Below are 13303 nucleotides of genomic sequence, written 5' to 3'. Positions count from 1 at the left end.
CGCTTTACTGCCCCCTGTCGCCGGCCATCACTCGGCCGGCGCATTCTCGCTCTGTTGAGCCTCGTCCTCGTCATCCATCGGCGGCAGACCGAAGGCCGACAGCCAGCGCCAGGCCGAGAACAGCAGAACCCCACCACCGCCCAGAGCCATCGACCAGGCGGCGATCTTGATGGTGGTGTCGCCGGTGCCGTCGACCAGGCCCCAGGCGATGCCGCCACCGCAGACGAACAGGCCGATCACGGCCCCGCCCAGCCAGGCCATGCCCGGAATGCGCGGCTGTTCCAGCGGCGTGGCGTCGAAGGCCGGATCGAAGTTGGCGGCCAGGACGCGCTCGTCCTCTTCCACCAGGCGGCGGATGTGGTCTTCGTTGAGCAGCGGCTGGCTGCGGACGCCGCTCATCTCCGGCTCGAAGGGCTGGCTGGAGATGTCGAACAGGCCCGGCTCGGACTCGTTGGCGGCCTCGAAGCGGAAGGGATCGCCGGCGTCGCTGGCGACGGCCACTTCATGCTCGGGCGCCGGGGTCAGGACGAAGGCGCGGTCGCCGTTGCCGACGGCCAGCACCGGGGTCGCCGGGTACGGGGTGTAGCTTTCCGGCTGTTCGGGCAGGGCTTCGACCGGGGCCGGCGGCGGCGGGAAGGCCAGGGCGTCGGCGGCCGGAACCGGGGTCGGGTCGGCCGGGGTGCGGGAGAACTCCAGCACCGGATCGGCGTCGCTGGCCTCGGCGTCGGCGAAGTCGGCTTCGGCGGCCGGCTCCTCGGCGGTGACCACCTCGGCCGAGGTCGGCGACCAGGAGAGGCTTTCGTCGGCGGTCTGTTGCGGGACAATTTCCTCGACCGGCGTCTCAACGACAGTGGCGCTCAGAGACTCGTCGGCGACAGGCGCGGACACCACCGGCTCGACGGTCGGAACCGGCGGCGGCACGACGACCGGTTCCGGCACCAGTTCCGCCAGGCGCGAGGTGACGGCGGCTGCGGCCGTCATCGTCTGCGTGGTCGCCGGCGGCGGGGCATGCGGCGAGGGCAGCGGTTCGTCGCGCTCGGCGACGGCCTTGTCGGCGGTCAGGTCGGTCTTCAGGGCCGTCGGGGTCTGCCGCGGCACGAAGTTGACGGCGTCGTAGTCCACCTTGGGCCGAACGATCGGCGACGGGGCCGGCACCCAGCCGTTGGCCGGGGTCAGGAACAGGGTCTTCTCGGCCGAGCGGCGGCGGACCAGGGCGTCGACGACGATGCGCTCGCCCTCGAAGTCGGCCTTGCGCCACATCTCCATGGCGCAGGCCGCTTGCAGCAGGCTGCCTTCGTTGACCCGGCGCAGGACGCTGGAGCGCTTGAAGTTGTCGACGCCGACGTTGAAGGCGAAGCAGCACAGCGCGTCGAACTGGTTCTGCGTCAGCGGCGTGAAGGTCTGCTCGTTCACCGCGTGGGCGACGGCGATCAGGTCGTAGAGCAGCAACGCCTCGGCGTCCTGTTCCGAGACCTGCGCCCCTTCGCGGGCGGTCAGGGTGTGGCCAAAGCCGATCGTCCAGCGGCCGTCAGGCAGCTGAGCCGCTTTGGAACGGTAGCCTTCGAACGTCTTGATCAGTTCGACGGCGGCCTTGGAGACCTGATGACGGGGTTTCATGCCCATTTTGACCCAAATTGATACGAGCGCCGGTGCGTTCAACTACCCCCGGGCAAGATAGGGGCCGTTTTGCGCGAGCGCTGAACTGAGGGTCTCACCTTACAGGAGAATCAACGCCGCCAGACCCAGGAAGGACAGGAAACCCATGAAATCGGTCAGGAACGTGACGAAAACTGAGGATGAAACCGCAGGATCGCGTCCGAGCCGGTCCAGGGCCAGCGGCACAAGGATGCCGGCCATGCTGGCGATGAACAGATTGATGACCAGGGCCAGGCCGATGGTCAGGCACAGCAAGGGGTCGCGGAAGAACAGGAACACCGCCAGGGCCATGATCGAGGCCAGCACGGCCCCATTCAGCAGGCCGACGCCCAGTTCGCGGAAAACGATCCGCATGGCGTTCGACGCGTTCAGCTCGCGGCTCGCCAGCGCCCGCACGGCCACGGCCAGGGTCTGGGTGCCGGCATTGCCGCCCAGGGAGGCGACGATGGGCATCAGGATGGCCAGGGTGAGGATCTTGCTGATCTCCTCCTGGAACGCCCCGATGACGCTGGCCGCCACGGCAGCGGTCAGGGTGTTGACCACCAGCCAGGGTAGGCGCGACCGGGCGATCCCCCAGATGGTGGCGTCACGGCCGGCGTCGCTCACCCCGGCCAGGGCGAGGATGTCTTCCTCGGTCTCTTCCTGGATAACGCCGACGATGTCGTCGACGGTGATCTGGCCGACCAGACGGCCTCCACTGTCGATGACCGGGGCGCTGATCAGGTGGTACTTGTCGAAGATGTAGGCGACCTCTTCCTGGTCCATGTCGACGTCGATCTCGGTGACCGACTCCATGATCTCGGCCAGGTGCTGATCGCGCTGGGCCCGCAGCAGGATGCTGACCGGGACGGCGCCGGTCGGCTTGTGCGAGGGGTCGATGACGTAGACGTCGAAGAACAGCTCGGGCAGGTCTTCGCTGTGGCTGCGGATGTGGTCGATGGTCTGGCCGACGGTCCAGAAGCTGGGGGCCGCCATCAGGTCGCGCTGCATCAGGCGCCCGGCGGTTTCGTCCTCGTACTTCAGGGCGGTGACGATGGCGTCCCGCTCTTCCTGATCCATGGCGGCCAGGACCTGGGCGCGCTTGTCGTCTTCCAGGTCCTCGACCAGGTCGACGGCGTCGTCGCTGTCCATCTCCTCCAGGGCGCGGGCCAGGGTGGTGCTGGGCACCGATTCCATAACCTCTTCGCGCAGGTTGGTGTCGAGCTCCGACAGCACCTCGCCCAGGGTCTCGGCATCGAGCTGGGGGATGACCTGCTCGCGGTAGTCAGCGGTCAGGAAGCCCATCAGGTCGGCGACGTCTTCCGACCGCAGGGCCCCGACCAGCTCGCGCAGACGCTCGTCATCGCCGCGGTCGGCGGCGTCGATGACCAGTTCCACGTATTCGGCGTTGAGGGCGTAGTCGTCGCCGAGCGCGAGGTCTTCGAGGTCCTCGGGGGCGGCGATGGCGCGAACGTCCATATCTTCGGTCAGGTCGGCTTCGTCCCGGGTCATGGGGGCCTCCTGGCTGAAGTGGCTTCGTCTTTTCGGCTAAGGACCCGGGTCTGCCGCTGGCAGGCCCGGATGCTTGTCAGAAAGCGACTGGTAGATCGCCTTCATTCATCGATTCACTGGTGCGGTCGAGAAGACTCGAACTTCCACGGGTTGCCCCACAGCGACCTCAACGCTGCGCGTCTACCAATTCCGCCACGACCGCTCGTAGTGAGGCGCGGGGGGTAGCAAAAGCCGCGCGCGATGGGAAGCGCAATATTCAGTCGATCCCGAATGCGGCCACCACCTGATTGCCGCCGCCGCGGCCGCCCCAGCCCCAGCTGTTGTTGCCAAGCTTGGGCGCGATGGCGAGCGCGTACTCCCCGGGCGTCAGGGGTTCGGCCGGAATCAGGGTCCAGCCGGCGGCGTCACGCGTGGCGTTCAGCGCCACGGCCGAGGCGTTCTTGACGTTGCGCGTGCCGTAGCCGAGCGGGTTCACCTTGCCGGTGGTCAGCCGGCGGGTGTTCTTGACAGTGGACAGTCTAAACAGGCCGAAGATCTGCTGGGGATCGACGTCGGCTGGCTCGCCGCTGCTGAAGGCCAGGCTGTCGGCGCTCTTGAACCGTGCTGTGCTGGCCGCGCCCTTCAGTTCGTAGAAGACGTCCGCGCCGCCATAGCCCATCGCCTTCATCTGCTGCTTGAAGGCAGCGGTCTGAACTTCAAGGGAAGCCGCAGCGCCGTTCGCGCTGACTCCGAACGGCGAGGCCGGCGGCGCTTTAGCGGCTAGCGCCGGGCCAGCGACAAGCGCGGCGGTCGAGGTCAGGATGAAGGCGCGGCGGTGCATGGCTTACTCCCCAGAATGTGGGGAGACAGTGCCCGGAGTCAGAGAACGCCGCTTCCTCGGAATGGGGGGCCTTGATCCCCTAATCGACGCCGAAGGCGTAGATTCCGACATTCGGCGCGCCATCCTTGCCACCAAAGCCTTCCCATCCGCCGGACTTCGATCCGACCGCCGCAGTACTGACCCAGGCGTACTCGCCGGGCGTCAGGGGGTTCACAACGTCCAGCTTGAAGAAGTCGGCCCCGTATCGGGCGGCGGTGAAGGCGACCTTGTAGCGCTCCTGGATATTGAGGTTGGTCGCGCCGCTTGCGATCGTTCGCCCGGTTTCCAGATGGCGGGCGCGCTTGGCGGCCGTCAGGCGGAAGAGCGCGTAACGCGCCATCGGATCGGCATCGGCCGGCCCGTTGACCACGAACGAAGGAACAGTCGTCGGCGTGAACCGCACCCGGCTGCGCTCGCCCCACAGCTCATAGAAGTTGATCAGGACCGCGCCGACCGGATCGCGCTTCTTGACCTTCATGACCGCCGTCTGCCGCTCCAGCGGAATGGCGCCGATGTCGGAAAAGCCCGTGAAGCCTTCGACCACGGCATCCGCCGCGTGGGCGGTCGAGGCCAGGCCAGCCATCAGGCCACCGATCAGAAACGCACGTCTTTGCACTGAAATCCCCCTGGAACCGAGGGGCTCTTCAAGCACGATTTGCCGCGTTTGTCTTCGCGGCCTTGCGCCCTATGCCGTGCCGTCTCCGCGCCCCAGCGGATCACGCAGCGGCTCCCCTGCACCGACGAATTCCAGCGACACAGAGTTGATACAGTAGCGCAGGCCGGTCGGGGGAGGGCCGTCCGGGAAGACGTGGCCCTGGTGGCTGTCGCAGCGGGCGCAGCGGGTCTCGATGCGGCGCATGCCGTAGCTGCGGTCCTCGACGCCCTTGACGTTGGCCGCGGCGATCGGGGCGTAGAAGCTGGGCCAGCCGGTGCCGCTCTCGAACTTGGTTTCGAACTTGAACAGCGGCAGGCCACACAGGCGGCAGCAGTAGACGCCCGGCCGCTTCTCACCCAGCAGGCCGCCGCAGAACGGCGCCTCGGTGCCGTGGTGAAGGAGGACGTCGCGCTCTTCCTGGTTCAGGTCGCCTTCGAGGACCTTGCGTTCGGCTTCGGTCGGCGGGGTCAGGTCGTAGGTGGTGGCGGTGTCGGTCATGACACCCAATCTAAGGCGGGCGGGCCGATCCGCAATCATACGAAAGGGCAAGCCGTCGTGATCACCTCCACCACCCCCACCGTCCCCGGCCGCGAGGTCGTCGAGAGCCTGGGCGTCGTCAGCGGCGAAGCGATCATCGGGGCCCACATCTTCCGCGACTTCTTCGCCGGCATCACCAACATCATCGGCGGCCGGGCCGGCGGCTATGAGAAGGCGCTGCGCCAGGCGCGCGACATCGCCTTGCAGGAGATGGAAGACGAAGCGCGCGAGCGCGGCGCCGGGGCGGTGATCGGCGTTGATCTCGACTACGAGACGCTGGGTCCCGACAACGGCATGATGATGGTCACCGCCAGCGGGACGGCGGTCAGGCTGGCTTAAGCCAGCTCGGCCTTCATCCGCCGCCGCACATCCCAGAGGTAGGCCAGAACGAACAGCACGGCGTAGATCTCTATCGACTCGCGGATGGCGATGTACTGCGGACGGAACTTGTCCTCCATGTCGGTCGCCACCAGCAGCCGCTCGGATATCCGCATGACCCAGGTCAACGCCGCCGCCGGCCAGATCAGGCTGCTGGGCCAGATCCAGCTGAACCAGCCCTGACCGAGGTAGGGGCCGCGCTTTTTCGCCCAGGCCCAGATTGGCCAGATGATCCCACCCAGCAGGGCAGCGAGGATCAGCATCGTCTTGGGAATTTCCTCAGTCAGGGAGCTGAGGTTGTGCAGGTTGGTCTCGCCCTGGCGATTGATCTTCGCGTACTCCGCCGGCGTCTCCCAGCGGAACCAGCTCTGCCCCCAACTGGCTTCCTCGCCGGCGAAGAGGAACAGCGCCAGTACGAACAGGCCAAACCACCAGACCATGGCCGGATGCGGCAGCCGGCGCCGGTCGCGGATAATCTGGATCGCCTCCCAGCATCCCCAGAGCGCAAAGATGATCGTCGGTATCTCGACAATCCCAAGCTCGCCCGACAACCAGCGACGGCCTTCCTGTGGCCAAGGGAAAAGGGCCACGGCGAGGAGCGTCGTGGCGGCCAAAACATAGAGCGGCAGGCGGCGGCTGAATGAAAGATTCATTCCGTCACAATTGCCGGAGGCGCGACTGCTTCGCAACATCCTTCTCAGACCGGGAGAGGGGGTATGCTGACCTAGCGTCGCCGTTGCCAACGGGACGTGGGCGGTCTAACCCCCGTCGCGCAAGAACCCTGCGTGCAAGAGGCTGCCTCGTCGATGTTCTCGAAGATTCTGATCGCCAACCGCGGCGAGATCGCTGTCCGGGTCATCAAGACCTGCCGTCGCATGGGTATCAAGACGGTGGTGGTCTATTCCGAGGCGGACGCCGACAGCATGGCCGTGGAAATGGCCGACGAGACGGTCTTCATCGGCCCCCCGCCCGCCAACCAGTCCTACCTGGTCGCCGAGAAGATCATCGCCGCCTGCAAGTCGACGGGCGCGGAAGCCGTGCACCCCGGTTTCGGCTTCCTGTCGGAGAAGGCCGAGTTCGCCCAGCTGTGCGCCGACGAGGGCATTGTCTTCATTGGTCCCAACCCCGGCGCGATCAGCGCCATGGGCGACAAGATTGAATCCAAGAAGTTCGCCCAGGCCGCCGGCGTCTCCTGCGTGCCCGGCCACATCGGCGAGATCGACGACACCGCCCATGCCATCAAGATCTCCGAGGAGATCGGCTATCCGGTGATGATCAAGGCCAGCGCCGGCGGCGGCGGCAAGGGCATCCGCGTCGCCTGGAACGAAAAGGACGTCGAGGAAGGCTTCCCCGCCGTCCGCGCCGAAGCCAAGGGCGCGTTCGGCGACGATCGGATCTTCATCGAGAAGTTCATCGTCGATCCGCGCCACATCGAGATCCAGGTGCTGGGCGACAAGCATGGCCACGTCGTCCACCTGTTCGAGCGCGAATGCTCGATCCAGCGCCGTAACCAGAAGGTCATCGAGGAGGCCCCCTCCCCGCTGCTCGATCCGGCCACCCGTGAGGCCATGGGCGCCCAGGCCGTCGCTCTGGCGAAAGCGGTGAACTACGACAGCGCCGGCACCGTCGAGTTCGTCGCCGGCCAGGACAAGAGCTTCTACTTCCTGGAAATGAACACCCGCCTGCAGGTGGAACACCCGGTCACCGAGCTGATCACCGGCCTGGACCTGGTCGAGCAGATGATCCGCTCGGCCTACGGCGAAAAGCTGGCCTTCGAACAGAAGGACCTGAAGATCAACGGCTGGGCGATGGAAAGCCGCATCTACGCCGAGGACCCCTACCGCAAGTTCCTGCCGTCGATCGGCCGCCTGGTCCGCTACGACCCGCCGGTCGAGGGCGTTCAGGACGGCTACACCGTGCGCAACGACGCCGGGGTGCGCGAGGGCGACGAGATCTCGATGTTCTACGACCCGATGATCTCCAAGCTCTGCACCTGGGGCAAGACGCGGGACGAGGCCATCGCCGGCATGGGCCGGGCGCTCGAGGACTTCCACATCGAGGGTCTGGGCCACAACATCCCGTTCCTGTCGGCGGTCATGGACCATCCGGTGTTCCAGTCGGGCAAGCTGGCCACCAGCTTCATCGCCGAGGAATATCCCGACGGCTTCCACGGCGCCCCGCCCAGCGACGCGGCGCTCGACATCATGACGGCCTCGGCGGCCGCCATGCACCTGGTCGGCCAGCAGCGGATCGGTGAAAGCAAGCGGACCGACTGGATCGTGGTCATCGGCCATCGCCAGATCCCGGTGACGATCTCGGGCGGCGGCGCGTCCGTCACGGTCCGCCTGACGGAGGGAACCCGCACCCTGGAGCTGACCGACATCGCCTGGCGTCCGGGTCAGCCGCTGTTCAAGGCGCGCCTCGGCGGCAAGCCGTTCAGCGTCACGGTCAAGCCGGCCGCCGAGGGCTTCACCATCCGCCACCGCGCCACCTCGCTGAAGGTGCTGGTCCTGACCCCGCGCTCGGCCGAGCTGCACACCAAGCTGCCGGAACGCAAGGCCGCCGACACCTCCAAGATGATCATCAGTCCGATGCCGGGCCTGGTCGTCTCGATGGACGTCGAACTGGGCCAGCAGGTCCGCGAGGGCGAAATCGTCTGCGTCATCGAGGCGATGAAGATGCAGAACATCATCCGCGCCGAGCGTGACGGGGTGGTCAAGGCGGTGTCGGCCAAGAGCGGCGACAGTGTCGCGGCCGACGAAGTGTTGGTGGAATTCGCCTGAAACCCGGGCAAAGGGACGGGCGGGTAACGGTCGGGCTGCCGACCAATTCTGTTGCAAAGGTGCGACAGGCCGCCGCAGTTCGACTGCGGCGCGTATCGAGAACGCATCGAAACGCCGGAGATCGGCGTTAGGCTCCCGTTCAGGACGGGTGCATCGGACATGGGCGTTCCGCATATCTACAGCCTTGAAGGCCGTATCGGCCGGCGCGAGTTTGTGCTGACCCAGATCGGCGTCTTCGTGGGCTGGTACTTCTTCACCTTCCTTCTCATCGTCGTCGGCGGCGCGGGCTACGCCAGCCAGACCGGCGTGCGCGGAATCTGGGAGGCCGGGGCCAACCTGGCCGGCTGCATCGCCGCCAGCCATGCGATCTGGATTTCCCTGGCGGCGGCGGTGAAGCGTTGCCATGACCGCTCCCTGAGCGGGTGGATGCTGCTGTTCGCCATGCCGCCGGTCATCGGCCAGCTGTGGCTGATCCTCAACCTGATCGCGGGGGCCGGCGAGGCCGAGGACAACGCCTATGGCCCAGCCCGCGACAGCGACACGCTTTCCGAAGACCTCGCGCTCGCCTAGATAGGGACCGACCGGGGCCTATGGCCCCCAAGCGAGTCGGAGCGGCAAGGCGGATGAACGGCCAACTGGACTGGGCGGAGCTCTTCTTCTCCTCGACGGGACGGCTGGCGCGCACCCCCTTCCTGATCACCAGCGCTCTGCTGTTCGGGGTCGCCTTCCTCTACTACTGGGTGACGCCTGGGCCGTTGCAGTGGGTGACCGGCTTCGTGGTCTATCCGGTGCTGCTGATCAGCGGCTGCTGCCTGCTGGCCAAGCGGCTGCATGACCGGGGACGGTCCGGCTGGTGGGCCGGACTGATCATTCTGGCGGTTGTCGCCGTGTTTCCCTGGCCGCAGGGCTTTTTCGACTTCGTGTTCTCGGCCATCGTGATCTGGGCCTTGGTCGAGCTCGGCGTCATGCCGGGCGAGGCGGGGGCCAACCGTTTCGGGCAGAGCCCGCTGAAAACTGCCTAGCTGGAGTAAAGAGATGCGTTTCGTGACCGCCGCGGCCGTGTTGGCCCTGACGTTTTCCGCCGGCGCGGCCATCGCCGCCGAGGACCTGAGCCCCGAGGCCCAGGCCGGCGTCGATATCGCCAAGAACTACGCCCGCACCCCCAAGGTGAAATTCCGCAAGGTGAAGGTCGGCGCCGACGGCAACGTCTGCGGCCTGGTCGCCGTCGGCGCGGACCGCGAGATGGAGTGGATGGTCAACCCGTCCGAACAGACCCTGTGGCTCAACGAGGGTGCGCAGGAACCCGAGAGCGTCTTCGGCTGGGGCGAAAAGATCCTGCGCAGCAACGGCGACCGCAAGCAGTTCCAGACCTGGAAAGCCTGTCAATCCGGCAAGTAGGAATGGCGGGCAAGTAGGGCCTATATCGGCGCCGGAACCTCGGTGACGGCGCCGAACACCCGCTCGAAGCTCGACTTCAGCGCCGCGTCAGTCTCGTCCATGGTCACCGGCAGGCCGAGGTCGACCAGGCTCGTCACCCCATGCTCGGTGACGCCGCAGGGCACGATGCCGTCGAAGTGGCTCAGGTCCGGTTCGACGTTCAGGCTGATGCCATGGAAGCTGACCCAGCGGCGCAGCTTGACCCCGACCGCCGCGATCTTGTCCTCGCGCGCCCAGCCCGGCCCCTTGCGCTCGACCCAGACGCCGACCCGGCCGTCGCGCAGTTCGCCGACCACGTTGAACGCCCCCAGCGCCTCGATCACCCAGGTTTCCAGGGCCGTGACGAACCGGCGGACATCCCGCCCGCGCCTGGTCAGGTCGAGCATCACATAGGCCACCCGCTGGCCCGGCCCGTGATAGGTGTACTGCCCGCCCCGGCCGCTCTCGAACACGGGAAAGCGCGAGCTGTCCTTGAGGTCGCCGTCCTTGGCCGACACCCCGGCGGTGTAGAGCGGCGGATGCTCCAGCAGCCAGACCAGCTCCCCTGCCCGCCCCTCGGCGATGTCAGCGGCCCGTTGCTCCATGACCGCCACGGCGTCGGGATAGGCCACCGGCGCAGTGGACACCGCCCATTCGGCCGTAACGCCGTCCTCGCGGCCGAAAAGCGGCGTCGCGTCTTCGGAACTTAACTGGTGATCAAGCATGTTCCGGCCAATGTGGGGCCTGCGCCGAGTTTGCGCGAGGGGTTGGTGGGTCTAAGTGAGCCAGGTCAAGTCGGTCAACGTCGAGATTTCCGTGGTCCTGGGCCGCTCGCAGCTGCCCATGGCCCAGCTGTTGCGCATGGGCCGCGGCGCGGTCATTCCGCTCGATGCCAAGGCCACCGACGAAGTCTGGATCCTGGCCAACAACCACCCCGTCGCCCGCGGCGAAATCCAGATCAACGACGACAAGATCAGCATCGCCGTGACGCGCGCGGCGGATGTTTATGACTTCATGGCCGGGGGCGGGTGAAGCCCGCAGGGACCGCTCGGCCTTTTGCCATCCGCTTCTACCGCCAACGAATGCCTGCGAGGTTCGATCCGTTGATCGTAGATGCACAAGACTACGAGATAAGATGCCGCTTCAGAATGGTCAGAACAGTTCATCGCTAACTGCTGCCGGGTGCGTTGCAGCGTGAAAATCAGCCCCAAAGCGCGTCATGTACACTCTAGTGCACGTTATCACGACATCATCCAGCGGTGTGAGATTTGCAACATCTAAAACTACAAGTCCATTCTGGTGAAGAACTTCCAACGAATCGATATCGCTTTTCACATCGACCCAAATGGGCTTGCTTACTGTTTCTCCACCCCTCGGGTGCACCCCAACAGAAAGCAACTTGTGACCAGAAAAATCCATACATTCAATAATGTTTGAAAAGAACTTCTCCATGTCTCCGTCGTATTTCTCCCAGCGAGTTTTGAATTCGCGATTTATCATCTCATCCGGATAGGCAATTGATTGCATGTCATCTTTAGCATCGACGCCAATCATGATTTTCTCAAATACACCGGCGTCGTGAGCGTTAATCTTTGAGAGAACTTCCTTAAAAAGAATATGCTTCGAGGAGAAGGCACCACCGGCGCTAATCATCAAATGCGCCCAGAGGTCGACCATCTCGTCTTCTTCCTCGAGGGAAGCAGCTTCCATAAATGGAATCAGAAACTTTATGGCGGGCATTTCTGCGGGGCCCACCTCCCCCATTTCCTCGCTGATCTCCTTCGCGCGGAGAGCGATCTTTCTCAAGGCGTTCTCTCGATGAAAGCGGACTTTGTCCGCCAAGTAGAGACCGAACTCTCTAAACGCGGGGCCAAAAAGGTCATTGAAGGCTGCAACGATGCCCTTCTGAGCTTCTTGTCCGATATCTGGCAGCTGAACCGTCATAGTGGTATGTTATCGTGCTTCTTCCAGGGGTTGGAAAGCTCCTTCCCACGCAGGCTCTTGAACGCCCGCACCAGCCGACGCCGCGTCCCATGCGGCATGATCACGTCGTCGATGTAGCCACGGCTCGCCGCCACGAACGGGTTCGCGAACCGCGCTTTGTAATCCGCTTCCTTCTCGGCGATCTTTTCCGGGTCGCCGATGTCGGCGCGGAAGATGATCTCGACGGCGCCCTTGGAGCCCATGACGGCGATCTCGGCGGTCGGCCAGGCGTAGTTGACGTCGCCGCGCAGGTGCTTGGAGCTCATGACGTCGTAGGCGCCGCCGTAGGCCTTGCGGGTGATCAGGGTGACCTTGGGCACGGTGGCTTCGGCGTAGGCGAACAGCAGCTTGGCGCCGTGCTTGATCAGGCCGCCGTACTCCTGCTTGGTCCCCGGCATGAAGCCCGGCACATCGACCAGGGTCAGCAGCGGGATGTTGAAGGCGTCGCAGAAGCGGACGAACCGGGCGGCCTTGCGGCTCGAGTCGATGTCCAGGACGCCGGCCAGAACCTGCGGCTGGTTGGCGACGATGCCGATGCTCTCACCGTCCATGCGGGCGAATCCGCAGACGATGTTCTTGGCCCATTCACTTGAAATCTCGAAGAAATCGCCTTCGTCGACGATCTTGAAGATCAGCTCCTTGATGTCATAGGGCTTGTTCGGGTTGGCCGGGACCAGGGTGTCGAGGCTGGGCTCGGCGCGGTCGCCCGGATCGAAGCTCTCGCGCGACGGGGCCTTCTCGCGGTTCGACGAGGGCAGGAAGTCGATCAGGCGGCGGACCTGGGTCAGGGCTTCCAGATCGTTGTCGAAGGCCCCTTCAGCGACGCCCGACTTGGCCGCGTGGACGCGGGCCCCGCCGAGGTCCTCGTGGCTGACCTCCTCGTTGGTGACCGTCTTCACCACGTCGGGGCCGGTCACGTACATGTAGCTCGTGTCCTTCACCATGAAGATGAAGTCGGTCATGGCCGGCGAATAGACGTCGCCGCCGGCGCAGGGGCCCATGATGACGCTGATCTGCGGGATGACGCCGCTGGAGAGCACGTTCTCGAGGAAGATGTCGGCATAGCCGGCCAGGCTGTCGACACCCTCCTGGATGCGGGCCCCGCCGGCGTCGAACAGGCCGATGATCGGGGCGCCGACCTTGGCCGCCTGGCGCTGGACCTTGACGATCTTGGCCGCGTGGGCGCCCGACAGGCTGCCGCCGAAAACGGTGAAGTCCTTGGAGAAGACAAAGACCACCTTGCCGTTGATGGTGCCCCAGCCGGTGACCACGCCGTCGCCGGCGATCCGCTGGTCCTGCATGCCGAAGTCGTGGCTGCGGTGTTCGACGAACATGTCGAACTCCTCGAAGCTGTCCTCGTCGAGCAGCAGGTCGATACGCTCGCGGGCCGTCAGCTTGCCCTTGGCGTGCTGGCTGGCGATACGGCGCTCGCCGCCGCCGGCCCGGGCCTGTTCGCGCCGACGTTCAAGCTCTGCGAGGATATCTTTCACGCGCCTGCTCCACACAATGATCTGCGCACGGGTTAAAGCGCGGATGAGAGCGGCG

At 65.5% G+C, this 13303-nt stretch carries 15 protein-coding genes and 1 tRNA gene; 6 read left to right on the top strand and 10 right to left on the bottom strand.

Features of this window, described 5'->3' with window-relative positions:
- Positions 1–27: 27 nt before the first annotated feature.
- From AC2YG9_RS16320 to msrB, 6 genes are all read right to left on the bottom strand, one after another.
- On the bottom strand, positions 28–1617 hold the full coding sequence (locus AC2YG9_RS16320) for a lysozyme (RefSeq protein WP_487299038.1): 1590 nt from the start codon (positions 1615–1617) through the stop codon (positions 28–30).
- Positions 1618–1716: 99 nt separating this feature from the next.
- Positions 1717–3147 (bottom strand): magnesium transporter, encoded by a 1431-nt coding sequence (gene mgtE, locus AC2YG9_RS16315; protein WP_487299037.1) that lies wholly within the window; start codon positions 3145–3147, stop codon positions 1717–1719.
- 117 nt (positions 3148–3264) lie between these two features.
- Positions 3265–3349, bottom strand: a tRNA-Leu gene (locus AC2YG9_RS16310).
- Between the two features lie 54 nt (positions 3350–3403).
- On the bottom strand, positions 3404–3967 hold the full coding sequence (locus tag AC2YG9_RS16305) for a hypothetical protein (RefSeq protein ID WP_487299036.1): 564 nt from the start codon (positions 3965–3967) through the stop codon (positions 3404–3406).
- 79 nt (positions 3968–4046) lie between these two features.
- Positions 4047–4622 carry a hypothetical protein gene (locus AC2YG9_RS16300; RefSeq protein WP_487299035.1) on the bottom strand — a complete coding sequence of 192 codons (576 nt, stop codon included), beginning with the start codon at positions 4620–4622 and terminating at the stop codon, positions 4047–4049.
- Between the two features lie 69 nt (positions 4623–4691).
- A complete protein-coding gene (msrB, locus tag AC2YG9_RS16295) occupies positions 4692–5159 on the bottom strand; it encodes a peptide-methionine (R)-S-oxide reductase MsrB (protein ID WP_487299034.1) in 468 nt (155 codons plus the stop codon).
- A gap of 57 nt (positions 5160–5216) precedes the next feature.
- Between msrB and AC2YG9_RS16290 the strand changes: the two genes are divergently transcribed.
- Positions 5217–5537: a heavy metal-binding domain-containing protein gene (locus AC2YG9_RS16290; protein WP_487299033.1), complete on the top strand. Its 321-nt coding sequence runs from the start codon at positions 5217–5219 to the stop codon at positions 5535–5537.
- On the opposite strand, the gene AC2YG9_RS16285 is transcribed toward AC2YG9_RS16290, so the two are convergent.
- Positions 5534–6229: a hypothetical protein gene (locus tag AC2YG9_RS16285; RefSeq protein WP_487299032.1), complete on the bottom strand. Its 696-nt coding sequence runs from the start codon at positions 6227–6229 to the stop codon at positions 5534–5536. The genes AC2YG9_RS16290 and AC2YG9_RS16285 overlap by 4 nt on opposite strands.
- Positions 6230–6382: 153 nt before the next feature.
- Between AC2YG9_RS16285 and AC2YG9_RS16280 the strand changes: the two genes are divergently transcribed.
- The 4 genes from AC2YG9_RS16280 (at position 6383) to AC2YG9_RS16265 (ending at position 9757) form a co-directional block, all read left to right on the top strand.
- Complete coding sequence (locus tag AC2YG9_RS16280) at positions 6383–8359, top strand: acetyl-CoA carboxylase biotin carboxylase subunit (protein ID WP_487299077.1); 1977 nt, start codon at positions 6383–6385, stop codon at positions 8357–8359.
- A 159-nt stretch (positions 8360–8518) separates the two neighbouring features.
- The gene (locus tag AC2YG9_RS16275; RefSeq protein WP_487299031.1) at positions 8519–8929 is read left to right on the top strand and encodes a DUF805 domain-containing protein; all 411 of its coding nucleotides are present in this window, start codon (positions 8519–8521) and stop codon (positions 8927–8929) included.
- Positions 8930–8982: 53 nt separating this feature from the next.
- Positions 8983–9381 carry a DUF805 domain-containing protein gene (locus AC2YG9_RS16270; protein ID WP_487299030.1) on the top strand — a complete coding sequence of 133 codons (399 nt, stop codon included), beginning with the start codon at positions 8983–8985 and terminating at the stop codon, positions 9379–9381.
- A 13-nt stretch (positions 9382–9394) separates the two neighbouring features.
- Positions 9395–9757: a hypothetical protein gene (locus AC2YG9_RS16265; protein ID WP_487299029.1), complete on the top strand. Its 363-nt coding sequence runs from the start codon at positions 9395–9397 to the stop codon at positions 9755–9757.
- A gap of 20 nt (positions 9758–9777) precedes the next feature.
- Here AC2YG9_RS16265 and lipB read toward each other — a convergent pair whose 3' ends face one another.
- A complete protein-coding gene (lipB, locus tag AC2YG9_RS16260) occupies positions 9778–10500 on the bottom strand; it encodes a lipoyl(octanoyl) transferase LipB (protein WP_487299028.1) in 723 nt (240 codons plus the stop codon).
- Positions 10501–10555: 55 nt separating this feature from the next.
- Between lipB and AC2YG9_RS16255 the strand changes: the two genes are divergently transcribed.
- Positions 10556–10807, top strand: coding sequence for a FliM/FliN family flagellar motor switch protein (locus AC2YG9_RS16255; protein ID WP_487299027.1), 252 nt, complete (start codon positions 10556–10558; stop codon positions 10805–10807).
- Positions 10808–10927: 120 nt separating this feature from the next.
- On the opposite strand, the gene AC2YG9_RS16250 is transcribed toward AC2YG9_RS16255, so the two are convergent.
- Together AC2YG9_RS16250 and AC2YG9_RS16245 are read right to left on the bottom strand one after the other, a co-directional pair.
- Positions 10928–11719, bottom strand: a complete 792-nt coding sequence (locus AC2YG9_RS16250; protein ID WP_487299026.1) for an Abi-alpha family protein — start codon at positions 11717–11719, stop codon at positions 10928–10930.
- Complete coding sequence (locus tag AC2YG9_RS16245) at positions 11716–13248, bottom strand: acyl-CoA carboxylase subunit beta (RefSeq protein WP_487299025.1); 1533 nt, start codon at positions 13246–13248, stop codon at positions 11716–11718. Before AC2YG9_RS16245 ends, AC2YG9_RS16250 begins: the two co-directional genes overlap by 4 nt.
- Positions 13249–13303: the final 55 nt, after the last annotated feature.

This window comes from Caulobacter sp. SRI_014 (genome assembly GCF_057586315.1).
This window is presented reverse-complemented; position numbering and strand designations above follow the sequence as displayed.